This is a genomic window from Arenibacter nanhaiticus (assembly GCF_900141935.1).
GTDB lineage: Bacteria > Bacteroidota > Bacteroidia > Flavobacteriales > Flavobacteriaceae > Arenibacter > Arenibacter nanhaiticus.
The window spans coordinates 51861-78381 of sequence record NZ_FQYX01000002.1; the positions used below are offsets into that span (position 1 = coordinate 51861).

Sequence of the window (26521 nt, forward strand, 5' to 3'; positions counted from 1 at the left end):
TAGAATTATTCACCCTCTTCATACACCACTTTGCCATCGAAAATGGTCATGCTAATCGTTGTGTTTAAAAGGTCCTTTTCAGCTACCTTCATTAAGTCCTGATTGAAAATTGTAAAATCGGCCAGTTTGCCAACGGTAATAGAACCCTTAATATCTTCTTCGAAGGCCCCATAAGCGGCATCCAAAGTATAAGACCTTAGAGCTTGTTCCCTTGTCATCTTCTCTGCCGGTTCATAACCTCCCTCTGGACTTCCCTCTAAAGTTTTCCTACTTACACTGGCATAAAAACTAGCAATGGGATTCATTGGTTCTACGGGTACATCGGTGCCATTTACAATGGGGATACCACTTTGCAATAAACTTTGCCACATATAAGCGCCCTCTTTGATTCGCTGTTCGCCCAAACGGTCAATAGCCCAAGGCCTATCGGAAGACATATGAATCGCTTGCATGGCCGGGATCACCCCTAATTCGGCAAAACGAGGAATATCATCTGGGTGTAAATGTTGTGCATGCTCTATTCGAAACCTGTGGTCGGTTGCTAAGGTTGGCAAAGCGGTAAAAGCCGCCTCGTAGCGGTCGAGTATTTCTCTGTTGGCCCGATCGCCTATGGCATGCGAACAAATTTGAAAACCTTTTTGCAATCCATTCAAGGCAGTCTCCTTTACAAATTCCATGGGAAGGGTTTCGTGACCAAAATGCCCGGGTCTATCCGTATAGGGTTCCAATAACCAGGCTCCCCTAGACCCCAAAGCACCATCACAGTTCAATTTCACAGAACGGAGGGTCAGTAAGTTATCAGGATCTATCATCGGACCTTTTTCATACCACTCGCTTAGTAATTCCTTATCCCAACCGGTAAGCATGCCATACAGTCGGATTTTCATTTTATCCAGGGTCTTCATTTCCTTATAAAGGGCAATGGTTTCTCTCCCTATCCCAGCATCATGAAAGCCCGTAATACCATTTCTATGGCAAGCGGCAACGGCTAGTTCAAATGCTTTGATATCCTTCTCTGGGGTGCTCTCCGGAATATGTTTTGTGATCAGGTATTCTGCACGCTCGTTGAAAATACCCGTCGGCCTTCCCATCGCATCGCGCATTACTTCACCGCCCTCTACCTCAAATTTGTTGGTTCCTTCCTTAGACAATACAGTGATACCTGCTATTTCCATGGCTTTTGCATTGGCAAAACCTGCATGCCCACTGGCATGGCGTAAATAGACAGGATTGTCTGGAGAAACCGCACTAAGCAAATCATGTGTTTGAAAACCATTAACCATGTCGGCCGGCATTTCTTTCCATTTGTTTTGATGCCATCCCCTACCGGTAATCCATTCACCCGGTGCTGCCGTTTTAACTTTCTCGGCTACGGCAGCTACTATTTCCTGATAGCTCGTAGTGTGCATCAAATCTAGGTTCAATTCATTGTATCCCAAGCCCATAAAATGCCCGTGCCCTTCTATTAATCCCGGGGTCATAGTTTTGCCTTCTAAATTTATCAGTTGTGTTTGGTCGGTTTTGAATTTTTCGGCCTCAGCAAGGCTACCGGCAAAAAGTATGATATTGTCCTTTAAGGCTACGGCTTCTACTATTGGTTGGATTGTATCTACAGTATAAATATTACCGCCATAAATAAGCATGGTAGCAACTTCATTTTTAGAGCTCTTACAGGCTGACAAAATAAGGAAGAGGACGGCCACCCCTGAGTAAATAAAATTACGTAATCGCATATATGTTCGTTTTAGGAAATGGAATTTACAATTTAATTATGTGAGTATAAACTTAAGGTGGTTTCGCTGCGCCGAAAGGACTGGGCTGAATGCTTCTTAGGAAGAGCTGTGGCGTTAGTTAATATTCATATATAATACTTTGGTCAGAATTGGTGATATTCAATTGAACCTTATTCCCCTCGACTTGTAAATTTGAAATATCAAAAGTCAATTCTTTTGTGATATACGCTTCACATAATTCTTCATTTTTTAATGATAACCGTAAATTTCTTTGAGGAGGAAAGGATTCTAAAATATCCTCTGAATCAATTAATTTTAGTTCCCAAGTATCTCCACTACATCCACCCGAACTAAAGTTAATCTGCAAACAGTGGTCGATTATTTCCAAACTATTAATTGTTAGCCGGCCTGAAGGAGCATTCACATAATGTTTAGCACTTATCATGACTTCAAAATCACAATTATTTTGCTTTCCATGATCGTCGTTATTTGAACAACTTAAATTCGTTAGTACAATTATCGTTAAGAATAATATCCTTTTCATATGTAGAGGTTTATTGCTTTTTAACGGTCATACTTCGGCTGCGCTCAGTACAAGCATGTAATTTGCATAGCTGATTTCGTATTTACGACCAGTTTAATATAAAAAAAAGAAACTCCCTTACAATACACCCTTTATTGCTAATAGCATCTTGCTCAACCAACACTGTTGCTGTTTGGTTGTACTTGCATCAATTTATTGAATAAATCTGTCCTTGTAATAAACTTTACAGAATCAACTCCTTTCCCTACTTTATCAATTTTAATCAATCCGAAATAATCCAAAATTCTATCGAAAACCCGTAATGAATAACACCTCGTTGCATAGTTTTCAACGGTTCCATACCTAGGCTCAAGGGAGGCTAATAATTGTGGAAACGCCTTAAAATATTTCTCAGCATAAAATGCATCCAATCTCTTTTCCGCTCCATATTTTGATAATAAGATCAAAGAAAACCCATAGCCCAGTTTTCCAATTTGATTTTCACCATACCCATCATAATAAGCCCAATTAAATTTAAATGCACAAGTCACAAGAATATTTTTCAATAGTTGAAAATCATCTTTTAATATTTTTTCTCCCGTTTTTGTTAAACTTAATTTTCCATGCCTTTTTTTAACCAAACCTGCAAGTTCAATTAATATTCTTGTAAGATTGACTGACATGGAGTCACTCTCTTTATACAATTTTACAATCTTTAATTCTATAGAATCTTCTTTTATAAATCCTTGTTGATAAAGATCTGAAACTATCTTTGTCGGTAAAAACCCCTTATTCGTAAGTTTAACTTCTCCATTTTTAGCAAAAAAATTCATTCAATATTTAATCTGATTGAGAATAGGAATCTTTTTATAATCAGATTCGGATAATTGTTGCAGAGTAATTGGACTATCTTCTCCAAAGGTGAAATGTAACACATGATGCATTTCAGTAGGTGAATAGCCTTCGAATTCAGGAATTGACCGATTGTTTTGCTCGTTCATCACTTTACCAATATGTTTTTTTAAGTCGCCTATATCCATCTTGAATAATCTAGGTTTTAATTTTGTGCTTTTTCTAGTATTAGCCAAAACTGTTTTCATTCTTATAAAAATAGAACCGGCAGTCTATAAAATTGTCTTTTATATTTGTCCAATGGCGCCATTACATATCAAACAGCGCCCCTTTTGTCTGCCATTACCTTCTTCGATTAGAAAAATAGTTGCAAACCTTCTCAGCCACACAACTGAAGCCAACTGTTTGATAACAACATCTAGTGGGAACGCTAAAGTGCCTTTCTTTAGAATATGACCCAAAGTTTTACTCCATCTCTCCAAAGTATTTTTTGTTAAGATTGATTTTTAGTATTCCTTTATTCGGGGTGTCTTCCATTGAACCAATTTACATAACTTCAAAATAATCCTTGCTAGATTTCTAAATATTAAGTCTACTGTTTTATAAAGGACAACTATTTGAATTATTAGAAACCGACATCTTTTTTCAAAACATTAGGTAGTTTTAAAACTAAGTTGTATGTTTGCACCGCAATAAAAAGACTCCTATAGAGTTTTAAGGTAGTATATAATACAATTAGTTTTACGAGTTTTCTCTTCTTTACCAATTTTATTTTTACAATCACTTTTACAATAGCGTTTTTAAATTATATTAGTTGTTTTTACAATTTCAATATTAATTCATTAATATGCTTATCTTAAATAGGAAGCTTTTTTTGTAAAAAAATAATTAATAGATTAAATTTAAGTAAAGATGCAAGAAGGCACAGTAAAATTTTTCAACGACTCAAAAGGATTTGGATTCATTAAATCAGCAGATACAGGCGAAGACATCTTCGTCCATATCTCTGGATTAACTGATGAAATTAGAGAAGATGATAAAGTACAGTTTGACACTGAACAAGGAAAAAAAGGATTAAACGCTATTAACGTTCAAGTTATAGATTAATTCTCAATAATATTTATCCTTTATGGATAATATCTTATTAAAGACTAAAAAGACCGTTATTTCAAACGGTCTTTTTTTTGTCTATAATTTTTTATTCAGATCTTACATCTAGAGGGTGGCGGTGTTGTCTTTCAGCATTAGGCTTCACGTAAAATTTTTTCCATTTTACGGCCTTTTGCCAATTCATCTACCAATTTATCCAAATACCTTACCTGCTTCGTTAAGGGATTTTCGATTTCTTCGATCCGGTAACCGCAGATCACTCCTTTAATAAGATAGGCTTTAGGATGTAGTTTTGCCTTTTGAAAGAAAGTTTCGAACGTTGCTTTCTCCTTGATCAGTACTTGTAATTTATTTTCATCAAAACTAGTCAGCCATTCAATTACTTGGTGCAATTCTTCTTTCGTCCGCCCCTTACTTTCAACTTTTGTAATATAGTGAGGATAAACAGAGGCAAAAGTCATTTTTGCTATACGGTCATTATGCTCAGGTGTTGTTTTCATTGGTTTTACTTTAATACTACTACTAGAGTCAATTACTTCATTCCTTCTTTTTAGCCCCATCAATGTAACAACAAAACTTTAATAAATCAAATACCCAAACAATAAATCACCCATGTCTCTACTAATATTTTTTACTAGATTGGTTATTTATTCTATAAACCATTGTTAGACATATTGATTTAGGTTATCGCCAATGAAAATAAGAATACACATCCATTACATCATAACACAACAGTCACAACAAGGAAACACTCCTTTAAAAAATCAAAAATATATAATAATGGAAGTTTGGAATTTTTGCAGACCTTGGGCTGCCGATGGTGTTTTTTAGTTCTATTATCGTCGGCAACAAAACACTACACCTACCTGATATCCAGCTATTTAAAGACAGAAATAAAATAGATCAGTTCCTGAATACGCAATAATAATAAAAAAAAGCAGGTCATAAGCCGGATTCTGTTCAGCCTTACTATTTTAGAATTGCCCCTAAAAAAATAAGAATGTCCTTATCATTTATCTCGTCTATTGGTCACCCAATAGCTTTAACCGCCTACCCTTCAGCTCGGGCGTGCACCCTCAAACACTGATTTACATGGCGTTGCACCGTATAGAGTTTACCTGGTTTCACTACAGCATTACCTGTACCTGCTTTCTGTTGCACTTGTCCTCATCTCTCGATGGACGGGCGTTACCCGCTATACTGCACTATGGTGTCCGGACTTTCCTCTGAATTACAAAACAAATTTGCTTTTCAGCGATAAGGCGACCTGCTACTGCAAAGGTAAATCAATTGTTGATAAATAAACTACTAAAGAGCATTAAATAAGCTACGGAATGCCAAGCTATTTTTATATTTGTAGAATAATCTATTGGTCCTTATTTTTACACCAATACTAAAGTCAATCTATTGGAGCCTTTTATAGTATCTGCACGAAAATATAGACCCCAAACATTTAAAGATGTTGTGGGCCAGCAGGCTATTACCAATACCCTATTAAACGCCATTGAAAACAACCATTTGGCGCAGGCACTTTTATTCACCGGACCACGCGGGGTAGGGAAAACTACCTGTGCCCGTATTTTGGCCAAGCAAATCAACCAGGCCACCGGAGATTATGGAGATGAGGATTTTGCCTTTAATATCTTTGAATTGGATGCCGCATCCAATAACTCGGTAGATGACATAAGAGACCTAACGAACCAGGTACGGATACCGCCACAAGTAGGAAAATACAAGGTATATATTATCGATGAGGTGCATATGCTATCCCAATCGGCCTTCAACGCCTTTTTAAAGACCTTGGAAGAGCCACCAGCACATGCTATCTTTATTCTGGCGACTACCGAAAAACACAAAATTATCCCGACCATTTTGTCGCGTTGTCAAATATTCGACTTTAAGCGTATTACTGTTGGCGATGCCGTGGAATATTTAAAATATATTGCCGAAAACCAAGGAATAGAAGCAGATGGCGACGCCTTGCACATCATTGCCCAAAAGGCAGATGGCGCTATGCGAGATGCCCTCTCTATTTTTGACCGTGTAGTGAGTTTTTCAGGAAAATCCCTGACTCGAAAAGCCGTAACCGAGAACTTAAACGTCTTGGACTACGACACCTATTTTAAAGCTACCGACCTCATATTAGGTCATGATATCCCTGGACTATTAGTGCTCTTTAACGACACCCTTGCCAAAGGGTTCGACGGGCATCATTTTATGAGTGGTTTGGCTTCGCATTTTAGAGATCTTATGGTATGCCAGCACCAACAAACAATAGCTCTCTTAGAGGTTGGTGATGACGCCAAAAGGAATTACCTGGAACAGTCCAAAAAAACTTCAGGCCCCTTTTTATTGGATGCCATTGAAATCGCCAATGATTGTGACATTCACTATAAGTCTAGCAAAAACCAACGTCTTTTAGTAGAGCTTACCTTAATGAAATTGGCATCCATCGGCTTCGATGGAGATAAAAAAAAAAGTCTAAATCCCTAGGAAACAGCCTTAGCCATCTCAATTTTATAATCCCTGCTTCTTATTATAAGACCGGTGTTGAAGCACAAGAAACACTAGAAAAACCTACGGTCACTGCAGATTCTCAAGCAACTTCTGCCCTTGCCAAAAGTCCACAAACCGTAGCAGGGCAGCAGAACGGCAGCAATGCGCCCATTGGAAGCCAAAAACTAGAGACCGCCTCTGCAGCCGCAGCAACCAAAATAAACCTAAAATCATTGCCCAAGCGGGTTTCCGGACTTTCCATATCTAGCTTAAAGGCTAAAAAGGAACATGAACTTAGTAAAAAAGAAGATGTTGCCGATGAAAACCAATTACCAAAGACCCCTTTTACAGAAAAGGCCATGCAAGAATTGTGGACAGAATTTGTAGAGATCCTAGACAAAGGGGGACGTAAAATATTGGCCTCTAACCTCAATGCCGATCTTCCAAAATTGAAGGACAATTTTACCTTATGTATAGAATTGCCCAACGATACTATGAAAAAAGAGGTGGAAAGAGATAAATACGATTTAATGGAGTTCTTAAAACTAAAACTGAACAACCATTTTATTAGCTTAGAAATAAACGTCAACGAAGCAACTGCCAAAAAATTCGCTTTTACACCCGAGGAAAAATACCAGAAACTAAGGGAAAAGAATCCTGTGATCGATTTTCTACGACAAGAATTCGATTTGGATATGTAAAAGTGTATAGATACCTAAAGCGATTCCTTTTTTTGTATCGAGATCTGCCAATTATAAAATAATATCACTATAGCATTTACGAAAAGACCCAAAGATTCCCTGGCGTGCTCTATATTATCGATATTCCCACCGGAAATAGCAACTCCCTGGTACTGTTCTGGCCAGAATAAAATACCCCCTATCCCATAGGAAACCGCTAAGAGGAGTCCCACTAGCTTTGGTAGTTTTTGAAATAAAAACAAGACTGAGGCTAAAGCAGCAATACCGTATAAGACATACCATAGGGCTGCATCCGGGTCATTGTACTGCACAGATGCCGCCCATATAAATAATACAGTAAAAATTGCCGCAAAGAACTTTGAGAACAAATTCATGAATTAAGATTTTAGAACATGACTTTCTATAAGCCCACATACTTCGGTAGCCACCAAAGAATCTTTAGGGTTTAAACCGACATTATTTGTTATGAATACCGGGTGATCGTTAGGATCTTCCGGAATACGGCCATGAGACCCTTTTATTAAATTAGCATCCAAAGGAATAATGTCCAACACGGTTCTAAAGCCCATCTTTTTCTTTGCTAACTTCCACACAACCTTAAGCATCAGTAATTTATCATTTGGATCGGTCATCATTTCTACAGGATCGTAACCAGGTTTTTTATGAATATCAACCATCCTGGCATAATCGGGAGCCTTGGCATCATCAAGCCAAAAGTAATAGGTAAACCAAGAATCTTTATCGGCAACTACTACCAAGTCCCCGCTCCGCTCATGATTTAGGCCCATAGCCACAATGTCATCCCCAGATAGAACTTTTTCTACTCCCTTCACTTTTTCTAGCAAAGATTTTATCTTTTCCTTTTCCGCAGCATTGTCAATATACACATGAGCCAACTGATGATCAGAAACGGCGAAGGCCTCGCTTTGTCCTGCATCCAACAATTCTAATCCGCGTTCTATCCTTACCTTTAAATAGCCGGCCTTTCTTAGCTGCCTATTAATATGAATAGGATTATTGACATTGGTAATCCCGTATTCGGAAAGCAGAATTATATGCGCATCCTTCTTTTCATAAAATTCCACTAATTGTTTTACCACCCCATCTATTTCATTTAGATCCTTGGATATAACGTTAAAATCATTGCCATATCTCTGAAGGTTATAATCTAGGTGAGGGAGGTATATTAAGGTTAAGGTCGGATCGTGCATAGTCTCGGTTTTTATCGCTGCATCGGCAATCCATTGACTCGATTTAATAGTGGTCTTTGGTCCCCAAAAATGAAACAGCGGGAAAGTCCCCAGTTCGTCCTGTAAATGATCGCGCAATTCAGCAGGATACGAATATATATCGGGTATTTTTCTTCCATCGGCTAAATAGTTGGGTCTAGGTGTTACGCTATAATCGGCATTGGAATACATATTATACCACCAAAACATATTGGCACAGCTGAAATTTTCATCCTGTCTTTTTAGCTTGTCCCATATTTTTTCTTGTTGCACTAAGGTATTTGACTGCCTCCAGAACTTCACCTCGTGTTCTTCCTTAAAATACCAGCCATTCGCCACGATTCCATGTTCGGAAGGCGTTTTACCAGTTAAATAAGTGGCCTGAGCCGCACAGGTAACCGCAGGTAACTGTGGCCTTATGGTTGCTAACTTTCCTTTTTCTAAAAACGATTTAATAAACGGAGTGTGTTCCCCTATTAAACTACGCGTTAAGCCAACAACATTAATTACTACAGTCTTTTTCATTATTTAAAGCTTATTCTTTAACCATTGTATTTCTCTAACGATACACTCGCTCAGATTCGTTTTCAAAGCAGCTGGCAATACATCCCAGGTATACGTTTCTATTTCTAAATGCTCGGACACCTGATTATTTTTAAGATATTCCACGACCTTGATAATTTGGTCTTGGGTAGAAAATAAAGCATCGTATTTCTCTAAAAAAATGGGGACATGAAAGTGCGCCCTTAGCTCCTCTGCATCGGGCCTCTCTGCCAATACCTTAGGCAGATCATTATAGGTAACTACCCTATCATCACACTTTTGGGTCACCTGATGCAGGTATACCCCTTCATTAAATTGTTCCAATGAGCCCCATACCTTCTCAGTATCGCCTTCATTAAATACTATTTTTAAAGCTGAGCTAACTTGAATTTTCCCAACCTTAATACCGGCATCCCTAAACTTTGTCAGGGTATATTCCGGCTCTTCATACGCTAAAGAAAAATGGCATACATCGTAACAAACAGTGATATATTTCAAAATAAGCTCCTTAGCCGTAGCTGCATCCACTCCCAAGACTTCCATCAGCAGGGTACTGCCTTGAGGAAGTAAATAAGCCTCAAAAAATTGCAATACCTCATCGCTATTTTCGAGCATGCCATCTGGTTCTGGTTCTATATCTAAATGCAGGTGTTTACCCGTATTTTTTTCAATCCCATATAGATGCAGGGCTAGCTGAGCCATATTTTTGGCCCCAGTTAAGAATGCCGCTTCCAAAGCCGCTTCCGTCTTATGCCAATGTTTATAACTTATAGGAGAAGTCGAAATTCCTCCTGAAATACCTCTTGGAACTAAAAATGCTAACTGATCAAAGAGTCTTTTGGTATAAGTCAATCTATCTGTAGTGGTCCAATCCGGTGCATGCACCTGATCTTTTACCCTTTCGTTATGAAAATTCCCATAAGGAAACCCGTTCATAGTAAAAACGTACATTTGATTCTCTTCTAACCAATCGTTGAGTTTTTGCAAGTGATCTCCCTCTTGCAATTCTTCACTGGCTGTATTAGACAATCGCAAACCAACACCGAAGGGTACCCCTGCTGCAACTTCTGCTTTTATTCTAGGAAGATATTTCTTTAAACTCTCCCAGGTTTGCTGCCAGTTTTCTCCTGGATGTATATTGGTACAGTACCCTAGGTGATACTTATTGTTAATAATCATTAGAATTGCGACATTTTAGGTTGGTACATTTCATTGAGCCAAACTACCGATTTTCTCATTACTGCCATATCGATTTCATGGACATCGTGTTTTTTTCCGATTTTAGAGATAAGGGTAATAGTAAGTTCTCCTCCTAAATGTTCTCTAAATTCTTCTATTCCCGCCAGTAGTTCATCCAATTCTTGTTCTCCCTTGATAGGAATATGCAAATCGAATCCGACCTGTTCCATCACCTTAAGAGCGCGTTCAAGGGTTGCTTTATCTATTAATCCAATAAAATGGGCATATGTTAAATCTAACGCCATGCCAATAGCGACAGCTTCCCCGTGCCTCAATTGGTAGTTGGTCATATACTCAAGTTTATGAGCCGCCCAATGACCAAAATCTAACGGCCTAGAAGAGCCACTTTCAAAAGGGTCCCCTCCTTGGGCAATATGTTCCATATGCATTTCTGCACAGCGATATATTAAATACTGCATGCTCTCCATTTCCCTGGCATGCAACAAAACACTTTTTTCTTCTATATATTTAAAGAATACATCATCCTTAATCAGTGCCACTTTTATGGCTTCGGAAATACCGGAAATCCAATCCCTATTTTCCAAGGTCGTTAAAAATCGACTATCGTTAATAATGGCATATGCAGGGGCAAAAGTCCCCAAGAAATTCTTCTTCCCAAAAATATTAATACTATTCTTAACCCCTACGGCCGAATCATTTTGAGATAGTACCGTAGTAGGAATCCTGATAAGTTTTACACCCCTATGGGCTATAGCCGCGGCATAACCGCTCATATCTATAACAGCACCGCCACCAATAACCACAACAAAAGAATGTCTGCAAATACGATTTTCGTGGACCGCTTCTAAAATACGTTCCACATTTTCGTAGTCGTTTTTACACTGCTCCCCACCTGCAATGATTAATTGTTCTGTTAAAGCAATAGTCTCTTTATAGGTTTGGCAATATCCTTTTATATCTTCTTGTAGGGAAGGATGATTTTTTACAACTCCATCATCAATAACAAAAAGGACCTTTACGTTTCCTTTTTCATTATAATCGGAAATTATATTTTTAAACAGGGGATTATTCGCCTGAAACAGCTGTTCCGTAAAATGAAGTTTATATTCAAAAGGAACTTTAAACGACTGGGCGATAGCTTTATAATGTTGCATCTTTTTATTAACTTTAGGTAACTGCGAACAGTTTGGACAAAAATTTGGATAAAGGCAATAATAGTAGGGTTGGTAATCCAACCCACCAATAGGAGAAACCTACAACCAGGGTTGCGTCTAGTACTATTATAGATAGGACCCCGGCAACAACTGCATTCTTTATATTTTCGGGCGAATTAATCTTATACGCCTTCATCAATGGCCTATATACCAGGATAGCGAACAACACAAGAAAGGGCAACGCCTGTAGCACATTAAGGTCCGCGGTAACGAACAGCAACAAAACACCAAGAATTACACTGGCGTACAAGGTCGCTGCAAAAAGGATATGCTTTTTATTATTCCCATACACCTCCCCCCTGCTTATAAGGGTAATCGCGGCAATGTACACTATAGGAATAGACACACACCACCAATAATTAAAAGAACCTAGTATGCTTATTCCCAATAATAAATTAATGCCTCTACAGGTTCCCATGGTCAGAGGGCCAAAAAAACCGTGATGTTTTGCTAAACTATCATACAAAAGAATAACCAAACCTAGAGCGGTAGCCGTTAAGCCACTTAAAGGGTTTACCAAAAAAGCGATCCCTGCCCCTAATGCCATTAATACGCCTCCGAATATGGCGGCCGATCTTAAAGGTACCAGACCAGAGGGAATAGGTCTTTCTGGACGTTCTGTTTTATCTATTTTATAATCGAAGACATCGTTTAACACCACTCCTGCAGCATACAACAGTACCGAAGACATTATCAATATTAGAATATGTTCTATATTATTGACGCTAGATGACTCCCCTAAAGTGGCGTGCATAAAAACTCCTGAGATAGCAGTACCGGCTAAAATGTCGGCCGCTGAAGTAGGTAGGTTTGCAGGTCTTGTAAGTCTTAAATATCCTTTAGTTACAGGATTCATTTATACAATCTTATCAGTATCTACCTTAGGCTCTTGCCCTCGTAAAACACTATTATCATTAAAGAGTTGGGTCTGATTGATTCCAGATGGGTTTAACCAGTCCGATTCCTTCATTTTTCCGTTCATTCCAAAAATATCCAAGGCATTTTGGTAACATGTCTTTCTCACATCTTCTCTAGATATACCTCTTTTTAACATCAAAGACGCTGTTTTTGGCACTGCTAAAGGATCGCTAACACCCCAATCTGCCGAGCTGTCTACGATAATATTGGTACTTCCAAATTTACGAACCACTTCAACCATTCGTTCATTCCCCATTTTTGTTTTAGGGTAAATGGTAAAAGCTGCCAAAAACCCACGGTCTAGAACTTCTTTTACCGTTTCTTCATTATTGTGGTCAATAACCACCATAGAGGGATCTAGACCATGCTCTAGACAAACTTCCATACTCTTAATTGTTCCGGCCTTTTTATCCCTATGAGGGGTATGTACCTGAACCGGCAAGTTCAATTCTTTAGCCAATTCTAATTGCGCCCTAAAATATTTATCTTCCGCAGGGGTCTGATCGTCGTAACCAATTTCTCCAATAGCCACTACGTTTTCTTTATGAACATATAACGGTAGTAATTCTAGCACCTGTTCCGCCAAGGCTTCATTATTGGCTTCTTTAGAGTTTAATCCGATAGTACAGTAGTGTTTAATACCAAACTGGCTAGCTCTAAAGGGCTCCCACCCTACTAAACTGCTAAAATAATCTTGAAAAGAACCCACTTGTGTCCGTGGCTGTCCCAACCAAAAAGAAGGTTCAATGATGGCTACCACTCCTGCCGCCGCCATAGCCTCATAATCATCGGTAGTCCTAGACGTCATGTGTACGTGCGGATCTATTATCATCATTTTCTCTTCCATAGTATACTTCTATATTTTTTTTAATATTTAATTATTCATATAATAGTCAACTTCCTTCTTTTAAACAATACTCCTCTACAGTCACAGATATTCGAGGTATAAAATCAGGAAATTCTCCAACGGATAAAATTACTGAATTAATAGGTTATAAGGACAACCTTTGCCCTTTTTTAAACCGCATTTAACAATCCCAAAATAGACATGTCGTTTCTAAAATAAGCTTAGAAACGACATATCTTACCAAACTTATTGACCCATTAATATTGTAAAGCCATCCAATCCAGGTTAGCAATCACCTGATCCTTATCCTTTTCATTAACAAAGACTAAACAAATAGTTCCGATTTCGGAACTAGGATTCACGGGAATCGAAATTTCCTTTTTTCGTCCCTCCTTCTTGTCATAATGATCAATAACCTGGGTTCCCATTACCTTTCCGGCAGCATTACCCTCGCGGACTTCAATCTTTCCATAGTATTGGGTATCGGGCCCAAAAAACATGGACAAGCGAACTCCTTTTAATCCAGCCAAGGATACATTATTAAATTTTAAAAAGGAATTATTTTTTATATCACCCACCATATTATCTCCCATGGCATCCCAAAAACTTAGGCCCTCACTTTTTTCATCGGCCATTTCGGCCTCATATTTTGGGTATTTAAAAATCACCTGGGCTCTCCCTTGCAACTTCGAATCTTCTAAATCTGTGGCTCCCTTATCCAAATAGGAAGCCATAACAACATATTTCCCCTCGGTCTTATTTACCATATGTTCTTTAAAACTAAGGACTCCTTCCAAGGGGAGTAGCGTTTCTTTTTTATTCATGCCATTCTCCAAGGACAAGATATAATCTACCATTTTCTCTACTTCCTCAACCTTTAACTGAGGATGGGCCGACATCATTCCTTCGCCCCAAACACCAGACCCTCCTTTTATAATCTTACTTATCAAATATGGTTTATCGGTCATGGAATAACGTTGAGAAATCTCTTTATAACTAGGCCCATTTACTTTAACATCGACAGCGTGACAGGCCTTACAATCGGTACCATCTATGAGAGATTTCCCCTCTGGAACCGTGTTTTGCTGATGGCCAAGGGTAGCCTTAACCATATCTTCACCTTCCGGGATATAATCAAAAGTTACTTTTACATCCTTAGAAGAAATACTCCCCTCCTCGCTACTTCCGTCCTGCGCATCCACCACACTCACTTTATACTTTACTTGACGGTTGTCCCAATAGGTGACATTTTCGGTGTCCAAGGCTATTTTTATCACTGGCTCATCATTACCCACCAATATTTCCTCGGTACTTTCACTGGTATTCCCTGCTTTATCAGTTACTTTTAAACGAACCGTATATTTTCCGGGTTCTGTAAAAGTAAAGGAAGGTGTTTCGCTTTTATCTTGTACGGTCTCTTGGGTAAAAAACCACTCATATTGCAGCTCCTCCTTGTCATAATCCTCCGATGCTGCCCCTGAGAATTGCACGGTAAAAGGATGTGCACCCACCATTTTATCGGCAGTAATTCTTGCTATCGGCTTTCGATTCCCACCTTCATAACTAATTCTATTTAAACGGGCATCCATGTTTTGGGAATTCCATTTTTGCCCGTATTCCAAAACATATAGGTTGCCATCAGAACCAAAGATCATATCCATGGGATGGGAAAACTCACTATTAGGCATAAATGGATCTGCCTTCACGTAATTCTGATTTTCATCTAAGGTTACTACATATATCCAATCTCTCATCCATTCGTACAAAAACAATTTCCCTTCAAAATAATCTGGAAAGGAATTAGTTGCACCAGGATAATCGGAAGCGCGAAAAACAGGTCCGGCCATAGGGTTCACCCCACCAGCTCCCAGCCAAGGGAATTCTTCGGACTCACCATAGGAAAACCAAATCATGGATTCCTGGGCCGCGGGCAATTCCCTAAGTCCGGTATTATTGGGAGAATCATTGATCAGTTTTTTTGCATTAAACTTGGCGCCAGGCGTCTTGGTCGCAAAATCATAATCATTATACAACTGATTATTGCCTCTTGTATAAGGCCACCCCCAATTGCCAGCCTTTCTTGCCTGGTTAAATTCGCCCATCCCGTGCGGACCTCGCTGAGGGTCATTTTTTCCGGAATCGGGACCTACATCTCCCCAATACAAATAAGCTGTTTTACTATCCACTGAAAACCTAAATGGGTTCCGAAGTCCCATCGCATATATTTCTGGTCTTGTATTTGGGGTGCCTTCTGGGAATAAATTTCCTGAAGGAATAGAATAACTACCGTCATCTTCTGGTCTAATCCTTAAAATTTTACCTCTTAAATCGTTGGTATTTCCTGCCGATCTTTGCGCGTCCCATAAGGCTCTTCCCTCACGCTCGTCTATTGGGGCAAATCCAGAGGACTCAAAAGGGTTGGTATTATCTCCCAAGCCAATATACAGATTGCCGTCAGCACCAAATTCTAAAGCTCCCCCACTGTGACAACATTTTCTTAAAGTCGGAATGGTCAGTAATTTTTTCTCGGAACCTAGGACCAGGGAATCGCCCACTAAGTCGAATCTAGAAACATATTGCTTGGACTCTTCCCCTGCAGCGGAATAAAATAAGTAGATCCAGTTATTTTCCCTATAATTAGGATCTACTGCCAATCCCAACAAACCATCTTCATTCCCGTAGAACAGATCTAATTGGGCGATGATCTTTGTTTCTTCGGCTTCAAAATCATAGAGTTTTAACTTCCCTCTTCGCTCCACAAACAAAATTCCTCTCCCCGGCAATTCATCGAGCTCCATAGGTTCGTTCAAATTAAAATCCAATACCTTACGAACGAATCTATTTTCTTCTGGAATTCTTTTTGTCCTGGCTTTGGTGTAATCCAATACATTTTCTCCCATGGCGTATTTAATACCTCCCAGCAAATGAGCCAAAAAAGCAGTATCTGTAAAGGTGTCATCGGTATGCCCCATTTCCGTATAAAAAGATCTGCCCCCATCGTAGTCATGATACCAAGAAATTGGATGATTATCCCCGTTTGTACCGCCTTCATAACTAGTCTCATCAATAGCTATCAACACATTTATATCGGGATTAATATCTTTAAAATTGTACCATTCATCAGTTTTGACCCAAATAGCCCCCAATGATTTTGTCGCCTGATGGGCTTTATTGGTCACCTTTAATGTTGCTTCTTGAACTTTTGGGTGTCCATCGAAATAAGCCCCTACCAGTTTATTATACCAAGGCCAATTATATTCGGTATCTGTAGCTGCATGAACACCTACAAAGCCACCTCCGGCCTGAATATATCTTTCAAAATCTGCTTGTTGAACATCATTTAAAACATCACCGGTGGTATTTAGAAAAACCACTGCAGCATATTCTCGTAATACTTCCTCTGTAAAGTCAGAAGCATCCTCCGATAATGTTATAGTTATATTGTTCTCAGCCCCTATTTTTTTTAAGGCTTCTATTCCGGCTTCGATAGATCCATGTCTAAAAGCTTCCGTTTTACTGAATACCAACAACTTTTCTTCCTTAGAAGTACAAGCCCCCAAAACACCTATTAAAAAAAGCATTAGAATGCCCTTAAACACATTTATCATATACCCTTAATTTGTTTTTTATATCTAGATTCTTATTAAAAGAAAAGCCCGGAGTGATTAAGTATGCTCATTTTACCATCACTTGATACTTTTTTTGCTCTTTATCTTAATTTTATCCAAAATTGTGCTACAATTTATAATTTTTGAGCTTATTATTGCAACTTCACATAAAAAAACACTTAAATATTAAGCATTTAACTATTAAAAGCACTAGATGAAACCTTACAACAAAATGATATTTAAAATTGTAAAATCACAAAGCATCCCAATACCCATACGTCCAGACGCCATACATTTCTCCACGAGAAAAACTGCCTAGCGATTCATTTAAAGAAAATACCACAAATCTCATTTAATTGCTAAAAGCCTAAAGTATTATAACTCAACCCTCATTTTTATGATACTTCCAAGAGTTCACCATTTTTTAAAACAAGTATAATCAAATGAAAATCAAAGTATCTATCCTCTTACTATTTTCTAGTTTTAGCATGCTTGCTCAAGAGCAACTATCATTGGAAAACATGAATGATTTCAGAAATCAATCAGGAAATTGGCAAATTATTGGCAATGTTTTAGCCAATCGAAACATTTCGGTACATCCGGAGCCCGCACCCGTATCAGATAAAACTTCTAAACGCCGTAAACGCAAAAAAAGGAAGTCGGCCCCAACATTAGCTGCTGTACAGACAGAAGCCGGAACCGGAATTCTATACAACAACTATAGCGAGACACAAAAAGACCATTTGTTGACAACATGGGAACACGGTGACCTAAAATTAGCATTGGAAGTACTTATTCCTAATGGTTCCAATTCTGGTATCTACTTACAAGGTCGATATGAAGTACAATTAAAGGACAGCTGGGGTGTTATGAACCCTACTTCCAGTGATATTGGTGGTATCCACCGAAATTGGGAAACAACACCAGGAAAGATATTTATGGGAATCCCCCCTTTAAGCAACCCAACAAAAGCTCCTGGCTTATGGCAAAAAATTGCCATTCACTTCCAAGCCCCAAGATTTAATGATGCTGGTGAGAAAATCGCCAATGCCAAGATAATCTCTGCGACCTTGAACGGTGTTTTAATCCATAGTAATGTAGAAATACCTTTGCCTACTGGAGGCCCTATTTCCAATACCGAAGTTGCAACCGGACCTTTGATGATACAAGGAGACCACGGCCCTATTGCTTTTAGAAATATAAAATACCAATTGTTGACAAACTCCAAGGTAGCCCTTAACGAGCTTTCCTATAAAACGTATAAAGGCGATTTTAAAGGTTTGGAAGATCTAGAGGCCGCAAAAGTTGTAAAGGAAGGAACTGCTAAAAATATCGATGTACATGTTACAGATGAAGAGGATGCCTACGGCATTACTTATTCTGGCAGCATCACTATCCCAGAAGATGACAACTATACCTTTGAAATTGGGTATACCGGTGGAGCTAGTTTTGCTATAGATGGTAAAACTATAGTTTCTAACAATTCCTCGGATTCCGAAGGCGTACTTTCTAAAGAAATTACTTTAAATGCCGGAACCCATTCCTTTACGATCACAAATATTAAAACGGCCGCATGGAGAGCCCCTCGATTAGGATTTACAATAAGCAGTGCTAAAACCAATCCAAAAAGTTTTCATGTAGTCGATTCATACCCTCCAAATGTAAATTCAGTGTCCCCTATATATGTTTCTGCCGAGGCCGATCCACGAATGCTAAGAGGATTTGTTAGCTTTAAAGGCAACCAACAACGTCTTTCCCATACGATAGGTGTCGGTACTAATGAGGGTCTTAATTTTGTTTACGATTTGGAATCGGCTAACCTTGTTGGCGTATGGCGAGGCAATTTTGTCAACGCTACCCCCATGTGGCATAGCCGTGGTAACGGTTCTTTTAACCCCGATGGTGCAGTACAATGGACTTTTTTAAATCAGCCATTAGCCCAACTCGAGGATTTAAATGCCCCTTTCCCTGCCACAGGAACAACTCCTGACTTTAAACCAGAAGGGTATAGTGTTGATACGATCGATGGTTTACCTATTTTTAAACATAATTATAAAGGAGCTTCCATCACTAATAAAATATATCCTAATAACAACAACACCCATTTAATTCACGAGATCAATGTTTCTGGTACTGTAGATGCCAATTGGTATTATAAAATAGCATCGGGCAAGGCAGAAAAACAAGCAGATGGTTCTTTTACCATCAACGACAAGGAATATTACGTCAATATTCTTTCGGGTCAACAGCCTATAGTTCGGGAATTAAATGGTGAGACAGAATTGTTGGTATTAGCCGATGGCAGTACTATAAAATATGAAATAATTTGGTAATAAACATGAGAACCTACATACATAACACTTTAAAAAAGACACAAACATTTGCTTTCATCAGCTTGTTTGCCTCTACAACTGCCTTATTTGCACAAAACACTCCTACCGAGGACGATTATTATAGGATCACTACTATCCCCACTCCAGAAGGAATTCTGGTAGAAGGAGGTGGTGTCGTATCCCTGCCTAATGGGAGTTTAGCGGTAGCTACCCGAAGAGGGGACGTTTGGACCATAGAAAACCCCTCAATGGCCAACGGCCAGCAGCCTGTTTTTAAAAAATTCGCTCAAGGCCTTCACGAGCCTTTAGGCCTTGCTTATAAAAACGACGCCTTATATACCGCTCAGCGAGGAGAATTGACCAAATTAAAAGATACTGATGGTGATGGGATTGCGGATGAATATAAAACCGTCTACGCATGGCCCCTATCTACTCATTACCACGAATATTCTTTTGGTCCTGTTTTAGCTCCCGATAACAGCTTTTTTGTCACTGCCAACGTTGCTTTTGGCAATGAGGAATGGTGGCGTGGAGAAAGCCGCAAACCTTGGCGAGCATGGACCATGAAAATCACTGAAGATGGTCAAATGGAACCATGGGCAACGGGAATGCGTTCTCCAGCCGGATACGGAATGGTAGATAACGAGTTATTCTATTCCGAAAACCAAGGAGACTGGGTTGGTTCTGGTGCTATTTGGCACCTTCCTAAAGGAACCTTTGCCGGACATCCTGCGGGACTAAAATGGTCTGGTCATAAAGACTCTCCTATTACCCTTACCGAAGAGCAATTCTATAGCAAAATAGACATGAGACAGGTAAAGGTAAATGGTCGTTATGTGAAGCCCGAGAATATCAATGATGAAAAAAATCCGGATTTTGCCTATCAATTTTTAGAAGATTTCCCAGGTTTAAAACTTCCTGCGGTCATTCTTCCTCATGGAATTTTAGGGATTTCGAACTCCGAATTAAAAGTTGATGAAACAAAAGGGAAATTCGGGCCTTTTAGCGGTCAGTTACTCGTTGGCGACATGGGACAAAGTAAAATTATGCGAGTAGTCCTAGAAAAGGTAAAAGGTGAGTACCAAGGGGTAGCCTTCGATTTTAGATCTGGATTCCAATCGGGTGTCATGCGAATGGATTTTGATAATGATGGACGACTATTTGTAGGAGAAACCAACAGGGGGTGGGGTTCTGCAGGAACTACCAATTCTGGATTAGAATTCCTTACTTGGACCGGCCGTATGCCTTTTGAGATGAAAACGGTAAAGGCGATGCCAGACGGATTTGAACTAGAATTTACCTTTCCCGTAGACAAGTCTTCTGCAGAAGACTTGGATTCCTATACTGGAAAAAGCTACATCTATAAATATCATGCCGCCTATGGTAGTCCACAGACCAATATAGAAGAAATTAAAATTAAAGGTGTAAAAGTAAGTGAAGACGGGATGAAGGTACGCGTGGTTACCGATAATCTTAGACCCTATTATGTACATGAGATTATGCTTGCCGGAGTAAAGGCAAAAACATCTTCCAATCCACTATTGCATCCTACTTTTTACTACACTCTTAACAATATTCCTGATGGTAATAAATTACCAGTATCCGAACTATCTACCAAAAGATCTAGTGCCAGAAAAAAAGTAGTTCCTAAAAAGGCCGCTCCTAAGCAAATAGCGACCAATATTAAAGTTTTAACGGATACCGAAATTCAACCATTTTTAACGAATAACACCTGTGTTGCCTGTCACCACAAGGACAAAAGGGTAATTGGCCCGTCATTTAAAGAAATTGCCAAACGCAATTATACGGACGAGAAAATTGTAGATTTAATCTACAATCCACAGCCTAAGAACTGGCCAGAATATGCTACTCCGATGGCACCTATGCCCCATGTTCCAAAAGATCAGGCATTAAAAATAGCGGCCTGGATAAATTCCTTGAAGAAATAATCCGACCCAATTCCCTATTAAAAAGGCCTCAAATCTATGATAGATTTGAGGCCTTTTTTTTATAACATTCCGATTCTTAGGAAGCAGTTAAGGTTTCCCAGGACAAGGATCCGTTTTCTATATTTTTTACCAGTTGCGGAAAGGCCGCCAACATATTCTTTGCCTTAGGGTTCTCTGAAACATAGCAACAAAGGGCACCCGCCTTGTTCTCAGCGATATTTTCACTGTGTAATAAACGTTCCATATCCATTAAAAGCGTATCGTCTATAAACTTCGCCACAGGCCTCCAAAAACAGGGATCTACCTCTCTTGACGCCGCCCAGCGTTCATGCCCATAATCTGATATAATCCTGGCGAGGTCAGCATTGGCTCTTTCATCTACCGATAAAATCTGCCTTAAATCTTGTTGCATAAAGGCAGCCTTTAAATACATTTGATTCCATTGCTGATCATTAAAATATAATGCAGGGTACGGATTATTCATGGTAATAGCATCGAAGACAGTCGCTATATTGGTCCTCAAGGCTTCCACAGCCTGATTTTTATAATCTGAAGGATTTGGTAAAAGGACTAAAAACTTTAAAAAAGTCTCCAATTCACTTTTGTCTGCCACTTGGATAATATTAGCAACTTTAGTTTTGAAAAAAGTAGCATTTTCTTCCAACACCCTCACCAAAAGATAAATTCGGCCCAATTCATGGATGGTGGCTTTCTGTGTCTCTAGATACTCCCACAATTCTGTATCTCCTGTAGTTATGGGGCGTTCGTTTAATTTTATTTTCGAAGGAATCAGACTGTAGGTCAAATATAAGTCTTTGGTCGATTCGGCTTCCAGAATATGATTTATTTTAAATAACAGCCATTGCTTCTCATCTTCGGCCAAATTATTCTCCAATATTTTAAACAACTGCTTACTTACATTTTTAAACAACATATTTCTTTTCAAATCTTTAAATTTAACGTCACAACATTCAAGTTACTTCCTAAACAACAGCAACTTACCCCACAATGAGGCTTATTTGTTGTAAACTAAAGAATAAATATAAAACTATATCATTATATATTATGGCCCTTAGGGCTATTCTTTCTATTTTTGAGATAGAATTAAGGAATTATGTTAGGTTTAAAATTACCCACAGACCCTAGATGGGTCAATATTGTAGAAAAAAATATCGATGAGATATTGACGGATCACGCCTATTGCGAGCAAAAGGCCGCAAGTACTGCTATTTCGTTAATTGTTAGTTTTCCGGAATACACAGACCTTATCCAAGAAATGATAGCCTTATCTAGGGAAGAAATGGGCCATTTTAAGATGGTACACGACCGGATTTTAGAACGAGGAAAAACCTTGGGAAGAGACCGAAAGGACGACTATGTTATTGCTCTGATGAAGTTTTTTCCAAAAGGAGGCAGTAGAACCACGCAGCTCGTTCATCGATTACTGTATGCTGCCTTAATAGAAGCACGTAGTTGTGAACGATTCAGATTACTATCGGAACAACTTGAAGACAAGGAATTGGCAGCCTTTTATCACAAACTCATGATTAGCGAAGCTGGCCACTACACTATGTTTTTAAAGTTCGCCAGACAATATGGCGATCGCCAGGAGGTTGACAGCAAGTGGGAAGCCTTACTGACCTATGAAGCCGAAATAATGAAGGATCTTGGAAACAAAGAATCGGTACACGGCTAAAGACAAAAGGTATTAACAATGCTTTGAACAAGCTTTGTTAATACCTTTATAAAACGCCTTAGAACCATCTAATCGATAATACCCTCTCAGTTTTCTGTATAGTACAGCGTTTTTATAATTCCATCGGAAAGCCCAATTTTTGGCACATGAATTTTTTTAACCCCCAACCATTTGGCGGCGTTAATAAATATCCGGGTCGCGTGGATGATAACATCGGCCCTATCTGGATTTAAGCCCAATTCTGATACCCTTTCTTCGAAGGTAAGGCTTTGCAAAAAATGATATTGCCCCTTTAACCATACATAAGACAAGGGATCTCCCAGCTTTCTGCCCGACATTTTGTGCAACTTATTGATATTCCCCCCCGAACCGATGATTGATAAGTTTGCCAGTCCTTTTACATTATTTTTTAGCCAAAGCTCCAATTCCTTCCAAAGGCCCTCATCGACCATATCATTTAATAATCGTACGGTTCCTATTTTAAAGGACTGGGAGATTTTTATTTCCCCTTCAGTAAATACGGTAAATTCCGTACTTCCCCCACCTACATCGATATAGAGGTAATTTTCATCCTTTTTAATGACATTTTTTAGGTCTGTAGACGCTATTATAGAAGCCTCTTTTTCCCCATCGATGATTTCTATGTTGACGCCCGAGGCATCAAAAATTCCGGCAATCACCTCTTCCCCATTCGCGGCTTCTCGCATAGCAGATGTGGCACAAGCCATATATTTTTCTACCCCATGTACCTTCATCAGTAACTGAAAGGCTTTCATGGCATTGACCAAACGATCGGTGTTCCTATCAGAAATCCTTCCGTTTACAAAGACATCTTCTCCTAAACGAATTGGAAGTCTCACAAGAGCACTCTTTCTAAAGAGCGTTTTTTTACCTTCTTCCTCGATAACGTTATGGGTCAATAAACGGATTGCATTGGATCCTATATCTATAGCGGCAAATTTACGTACTTTCAATAGTCAATAATTTTAAGAATTTAATTTATTTAGGTAATAGTCGTACATCGCAAATTGAGAACGGACCTTCTTTTGGTCATTTTCCCTATAAGCATTATCCTGTTTTTCGGAAAAAACACGTGCTTTTACATTGTCTTGCCAACAAATTTCGAAAGTATCCAACAATTCTTGTTTAACATCCTGATCATAGATAGGCACTCCCACCTCTACACGGTAATCTAAATTTCTAGTCATCCAATCTGCTGATGATATATAAACTTTTGGACTACCATCATTCCCGAAAATAAAAACTCTTGGATGCTCCAAGAATTTATCGACAATACTGATTGCTTCAATATTCTCGCTCATTCCCTTTACTCCAGGTACCAAACAGCAAATTCCTCTTATTATCAATTGAACCTTTACCCCTGCCTGACTGGCTTCGTACAATTTATCGACCATTTTATAAGAAGTAAAACTATTCATTTTAATTTTTATAAAGGCTTCTTTTCCTTCCTTTGCATTTCGTATTTCCTTATCTATCAGGCGTTTAAAAACATTCTTAGTATAATGAGGAGAAACTACAAGGTGTTTATATTTGTTGATTTTATAGGTAGTCTCAAAGAAATCGAAGACTTTGTTCAGTTCTTTCAAGATTCCTTGATGGGCTGTAAACAAGGTATAATCGGTATATATCTTAGCCGTGGACTCGTTAAAGTTCCCAGTACTCAAAAACCCGTATCGCTTTATTTCGTTTCCTTCTTCGCGTTCTACCAAACAGATTTTACTGTGAACTTTAAGTCCGCGGACACCAAAGATCAGTTTCACACCCTCTGCTTGCAATTGCTCGGCATATTTAATATTTGCCTGCTCATCAAATCTTGCTTGCAACTCTATCTGCACCGTTACATGCTTTCCATTTTTTACGGCATTGATCAAAGACGCGGCAACTTGTGAATTATTAGCGAGTCTATAGACCGTAATTTTAATATTGCGAACCTTAGGATCTAAGGCCGCTTCTCTCAAAAATTTTATAATATAGGAAAACGTCTGAAATGGAGTGTATTGCAAAAAGTCCTTCTCTGCAATTCGTTCAAAAAGGCTTCCTTCCATAGAAATCCCTTTTACCGGTAAAGGCAATATTTTCTCATACATCAAATCCTGCCTTCCTAAGCTAGGGAACCCCATATAATCACGTCGATTATGATATCTTCCTCCCGGAATTACACTATCGGTATCCTCTACATCCATTTTATCTTTCAGGAAGGTCAAAGTATCTTCCCCTATATTCTTATCGTATACGAACCGTACCGGGTCACTTATTTTACGATGCTCTACACTAGAGGAAATCTTTTCAATAAAACTCTTGCTTAGATCATTATCCATATCGAGCTCGGCATCCCGCGTAATTTTGATCATATGTGCCGATATAGATTCGTAATCGAACATATTGAAGACACTTCCCAAACAATACCGGATCACGTCGTCCAACATAATAATATAACTCCTATCTCCCTCCTTAGGCAAGACTACAAACCTGTCTATTTCTTTAGGAATCTCAATAAGTGCATAGCGTTTTTCTTTTTTTCCAATGGTCTTATCATCGGATTTTTTCAAGATCAGTTTTATTGCCAAGTATGCCGCGGTATCATTCAGCATTGGGAATTCTGTAAGATCATTTAAAATAATGGTCATTAAAACAGGACTCACCTTTTCCAGAAAGTAATTTTTTATAAACTGGGATTGCCCTTCAGATATTTCCGTTTCATTGATCAGGAAAATATTCTTGGTCTCCAATTCGGCTTCAATATCCCCTAGTATTTCTAAACTTCTAGTTTGTTGATTAATTACTATGTTGGTTATTTCTTCTAGGAGATCTTTTGCCTTTTCTCCTCCCAGAACACTTTTTCCCGTTTTACCTGCATCTACAATTCTTTTTACCGTTGCATAGCGCACCTTAAAGAATTCGTCCAAATTATTAGAAAAAATCCCTAAAAACCGAAGTCGCTCAATTAGGGGAACATTTATATCAGCACTCTCTTGCAGTACTCTGGCATTAAAACTTAACCAACTAATTTCTCGGTTAATATATTGGAATTTATTTTTATTCATTTATTTTAATTGTTTCGGAAATAACGTTCGAACCGTAGTTCCCTTTTCAACGGTATTCCAATCATTTGTATCAAATTTTAACTGCACCAGACCACTGGTAGAAACATTGTTTATATATTGGTTTCCTAAAGAATTTGCTATATGGGTAAAGGCCTCATTATGACCAAAAATCATAACTGTCTCTAGCTTATTGTCCAAATTCCTTATAAACTGATAGACATCCTCTCCTGAAAAATCGTACAATTGATGCACTACTTCTAACTGCGAAAACGGCACATTGACAGTTCTTAAAAAAATCATAGCCGTATGCAATGCCCTATTGGCCGGACTGGAAAATGCGGCATCGATTTTCACAGGAGCAGCACTAAAGGTACTCGCCACCAATCCTGCATCTTTTATTCCTCTTTCCATTAAAGGCCTGTCTCTATCGGACACCTTATATTCCCAGGATGATTTACCGTGTCTCATTAAAATTAAGGTTTTCATGTGTACAATTTTATGGTT

Annotated in this window: 20 protein-coding genes, 1 other RNA gene and 1 pseudogene; 5 read left to right on the forward strand and 17 right to left on the reverse strand. The window is 38.8% G+C overall.

The features are described 5' to 3' along the window. Window positions 1-5: 5 nt before the first annotated feature. From BUA16_RS01505 to BUA16_RS01520, 4 genes are all read right to left on the reverse strand, one after another. Entirely contained in the window at window positions 6-1733 is a 1728-nt protein-coding gene (locus BUA16_RS01505) for an amidohydrolase (RefSeq protein WP_072762880.1), read from the reverse strand. A 118-nt stretch (window positions 1734-1851) separates the two neighbouring features. Continuing rightward, entirely contained in the window at window positions 1852-2277 is a 426-nt protein-coding gene (locus BUA16_RS01510; protein ID WP_143150428.1) for a hypothetical protein, read from the reverse strand. Window positions 2278-2429: 152 nt separating this feature from the next. After that, on the reverse strand, window positions 2430-3089 hold the full coding sequence (locus tag BUA16_RS01515) for a hypothetical protein (RefSeq protein WP_072762882.1): 660 nt from the start codon (window positions 3087-3089) through the stop codon (window positions 2430-2432). Further along, on the reverse strand, window positions 3090-3356 hold the full coding sequence (locus BUA16_RS01520; protein WP_072762883.1) for a hypothetical protein: 267 nt from the start codon (window positions 3354-3356) through the stop codon (window positions 3090-3092). It lies immediately after the preceding gene. Between the two features lie 664 nt (window positions 3357-4020). Between BUA16_RS01520 and BUA16_RS01525 the strand changes: the two genes are divergently transcribed. Next, window positions 4021-4215 carry a cold-shock protein gene (locus BUA16_RS01525; protein WP_072762884.1) on the forward strand — a complete coding sequence of 65 codons (195 nt, stop codon included), beginning with the start codon at window positions 4021-4023 and terminating at the stop codon, window positions 4213-4215. Between the two features lie 137 nt (window positions 4216-4352). Here BUA16_RS01525 and BUA16_RS01530 read toward each other — a convergent pair whose 3' ends face one another. Both BUA16_RS01530 and rnpB read right to left on the reverse strand, forming a co-directional pair. Beyond that, the gene (locus tag BUA16_RS01530; protein WP_072763064.1) at window positions 4353-4718 is read right to left on the reverse strand and encodes a DUF2200 domain-containing protein; all 366 of its coding nucleotides are present in this window, start codon (window positions 4716-4718) and stop codon (window positions 4353-4355) included. Window positions 4719-5148: 430 nt separating this feature from the next. Continuing rightward, window positions 5149-5492: RNase P RNA component class A (gene rnpB, locus BUA16_RS01535), an RNA gene on the reverse strand. 133 nt (window positions 5493-5625) lie between these two features. On the opposite strand from rnpB, the pseudogene BUA16_RS18805 reads away from it, so the two are divergent. Further along, window positions 5626-7415: pseudogene (locus BUA16_RS18805) on the forward strand (DNA polymerase III subunit gamma/tau). A 14-nt stretch (window positions 7416-7429) separates the two neighbouring features. Here BUA16_RS18805 and BUA16_RS01545 read toward each other — a convergent pair. The 7 genes from BUA16_RS01545 to BUA16_RS01575 all read right to left on the reverse strand — a co-directional run bounded on the left by BUA16_RS01545 (window position 7430) and on the right by BUA16_RS01575 (window position 16974). After that, on the reverse strand, window positions 7430-7789 hold the full coding sequence (locus tag BUA16_RS01545) for a transmembrane 220 family protein (protein ID WP_072762885.1): 360 nt from the start codon (window positions 7787-7789) through the stop codon (window positions 7430-7432). A 3-nt stretch (window positions 7790-7792) separates the two neighbouring features. After that, the gene (locus BUA16_RS01550; protein ID WP_072762886.1) at window positions 7793-9169 is read right to left on the reverse strand and encodes an alkaline phosphatase family protein; all 1377 of its coding nucleotides are present in this window, start codon (window positions 9167-9169) and stop codon (window positions 7793-7795) included. 3 nt (window positions 9170-9172) lie between these two features. Continuing rightward, on the reverse strand, window positions 9173-10366 hold the full coding sequence (eboE, locus tag BUA16_RS01555; protein ID WP_072762887.1) for a metabolite traffic protein EboE: 1194 nt from the start codon (window positions 10364-10366) through the stop codon (window positions 9173-9175). Beyond that, a complete protein-coding gene (locus BUA16_RS01560) occupies window positions 10366-11541 on the reverse strand; it encodes a 3-dehydroquinate synthase (protein ID WP_072762888.1) in 1176 nt (391 codons plus the stop codon). Before BUA16_RS01560 ends, eboE begins: the two co-directional genes overlap by 1 nt. 13 nt (window positions 11542-11554) lie before the next feature. Further along, window positions 11555-12457 (reverse strand): UbiA-like protein EboC, encoded by a 903-nt coding sequence (gene eboC / locus BUA16_RS01565; protein ID WP_072762889.1) that lies wholly within the window; start codon window positions 12455-12457, stop codon window positions 11555-11557. After that, on the reverse strand, window positions 12458-13366 hold the full coding sequence (locus BUA16_RS01570; RefSeq protein WP_084668387.1) for a TatD family hydrolase: 909 nt from the start codon (window positions 13364-13366) through the stop codon (window positions 12458-12460). It lies immediately after the preceding gene. Between the two features lie 257 nt (window positions 13367-13623). After that, window positions 13624-16974, reverse strand: a complete 3351-nt coding sequence (locus BUA16_RS01575) for a ThuA domain-containing protein (protein WP_072762890.1) — start codon at window positions 16972-16974, stop codon at window positions 13624-13626. A gap of 443 nt (window positions 16975-17417) precedes the next feature. Here BUA16_RS01575 and BUA16_RS01580 point away from each other — a divergent pair, with 443 nt between their 5' ends. Both BUA16_RS01580 and BUA16_RS01585 read left to right on the forward strand, forming a co-directional pair. Further along, window positions 17418-19307: a 3-keto-alpha-glucoside-1,2-lyase-like domain-containing protein gene (locus BUA16_RS01580; RefSeq protein ID WP_072762891.1), complete on the forward strand. Its 1890-nt coding sequence runs from the start codon at window positions 17418-17420 to the stop codon at window positions 19305-19307. A gap of 5 nt (window positions 19308-19312) precedes the next feature. Beyond that, window positions 19313-21256 carry a hypothetical protein gene (locus tag BUA16_RS01585; protein ID WP_072762892.1) on the forward strand — a complete coding sequence of 648 codons (1944 nt, stop codon included), beginning with the start codon at window positions 19313-19315 and terminating at the stop codon, window positions 21254-21256. 76 nt (window positions 21257-21332) lie between these two features. On the opposite strand, the gene BUA16_RS01590 is transcribed toward BUA16_RS01585, so the two are convergent. After that, window positions 21333-22202, reverse strand: coding sequence for an EboA domain-containing protein (locus tag BUA16_RS01590; RefSeq protein ID WP_245795498.1), 870 nt, complete (start codon window positions 22200-22202; stop codon window positions 21333-21335). A 168-nt stretch (window positions 22203-22370) separates the two neighbouring features. Here BUA16_RS01590 and miaE point away from each other — a divergent pair, with 168 nt between their 5' ends. Beyond that, window positions 22371-22952 carry a MiaE family protein gene (gene miaE, locus BUA16_RS01595; protein ID WP_072762894.1) on the forward strand — a complete coding sequence of 194 codons (582 nt, stop codon included), beginning with the start codon at window positions 22371-22373 and terminating at the stop codon, window positions 22950-22952. Window positions 22953-23038: 86 nt separating this feature from the next. Here the strand turns inward: miaE and BUA16_RS01600 are convergent, their stop codons facing one another. The 3 genes from BUA16_RS01600 to BUA16_RS01610 are packed head-to-tail and all read right to left on the reverse strand — an operon-like array spanning window position 23039 to window position 26503. Continuing rightward, window positions 23039-23926 carry a Ppx/GppA phosphatase family protein gene (locus BUA16_RS01600; protein WP_072762895.1) on the reverse strand — a complete coding sequence of 296 codons (888 nt, stop codon included), beginning with the start codon at window positions 23924-23926 and terminating at the stop codon, window positions 23039-23041. Between the two features lie 12 nt (window positions 23927-23938). After that, entirely contained in the window at window positions 23939-26017 is a 2079-nt protein-coding gene (gene ppk1, locus BUA16_RS01605; RefSeq protein WP_072762896.1) for a polyphosphate kinase 1, read from the reverse strand. After that, window positions 26018-26503: a SixA phosphatase family protein gene (locus BUA16_RS01610; RefSeq protein ID WP_072762897.1), complete on the reverse strand. Its 486-nt coding sequence runs from the start codon at window positions 26501-26503 to the stop codon at window positions 26018-26020. Window positions 26504-26521: the final 18 nt, after the last annotated feature.

Excerpts from the sequence above, each read along its gene's own strand:
- BUA16_RS01505 (WP_072762880.1), bottom strand. The coding sequence starts at position 1,733 with ATGCGATTACGTAATTTTATTTACTCAGGGGTGGCCGTCCTCTTCCTT.
- BUA16_RS01510 (WP_143150428.1), bottom strand. The coding sequence starts at position 2,277 with ATGAAAAGGATATTATTCTTAACGATAATTGTACTAACGAATTTAAGT.
- BUA16_RS01515 (WP_072762882.1), bottom strand. The coding sequence starts at position 3,089 with ATGAATTTTTTTGCTAAAAATGGAGAAGTTAAACTTACGAATAAGGGG.
- BUA16_RS01520 (WP_072762883.1), bottom strand. The coding sequence starts at position 3,356 with ATGAAAACAGTTTTGGCTAATACTAGAAAAAGCACAAAATTAAAACCT.
- BUA16_RS01525 (WP_072762884.1), top strand. The coding sequence starts at position 4,021 with ATGCAAGAAGGCACAGTAAAATTTTTCAACGACTCAAAAGGATTTGGA.
- BUA16_RS01530 (WP_072763064.1), bottom strand. The coding sequence starts at position 4,718 with ATGAAAACAACACCTGAGCATAATGACCGTATAGCAAAAATGACTTTT.
- BUA16_RS01545 (WP_072762885.1), bottom strand. The coding sequence starts at position 7,789 with ATGAATTTGTTCTCAAAGTTCTTTGCGGCAATTTTTACTGTATTATTT.
- BUA16_RS01550 (WP_072762886.1), bottom strand. The coding sequence starts at position 9,169 with ATGAAAAAGACTGTAGTAATTAATGTTGTTGGCTTAACGCGTAGTTTA.
- eboE (WP_072762887.1), bottom strand. The coding sequence starts at position 10,366 with ATGATTATTAACAATAAGTATCACCTAGGGTACTGTACCAATATACAT.
- BUA16_RS01560 (WP_072762888.1), bottom strand. The coding sequence starts at position 11,541 with ATGCAACATTATAAAGCTATCGCCCAGTCGTTTAAAGTTCCTTTTGAA.
- eboC (WP_072762889.1), bottom strand. The coding sequence starts at position 12,457 with ATGAATCCTGTAACTAAAGGATATTTAAGACTTACAAGACCTGCAAAC.
- BUA16_RS01570 (WP_084668387.1), bottom strand. The coding sequence starts at position 13,366 with ATGGAAGAGAAAATGATGATAATAGATCCGCACGTACACATGACGTCT.
- BUA16_RS01575 (WP_072762890.1), bottom strand. The coding sequence starts at position 16,974 with ATGATAAATGTGTTTAAGGGCATTCTAATGCTTTTTTTAATAGGTGTT.
- BUA16_RS01580 (WP_072762891.1), top strand. The coding sequence starts at position 17,418 with ATGAAAATCAAAGTATCTATCCTCTTACTATTTTCTAGTTTTAGCATG.
- BUA16_RS01585 (WP_072762892.1), top strand. The coding sequence starts at position 19,313 with ATGAGAACCTACATACATAACACTTTAAAAAAGACACAAACATTTGCT.
- miaE (WP_072762894.1), top strand. The coding sequence starts at position 22,371 with ATGTTAGGTTTAAAATTACCCACAGACCCTAGATGGGTCAATATTGTA.
- ppk1 (WP_072762896.1), bottom strand. The coding sequence starts at position 26,017 with ATGAATAAAAATAAATTCCAATATATTAACCGAGAAATTAGTTGGTTA.
- BUA16_RS01610 (WP_072762897.1), bottom strand. The coding sequence starts at position 26,503 with ATGAAAACCTTAATTTTAATGAGACACGGTAAATCATCCTGGGAATAT.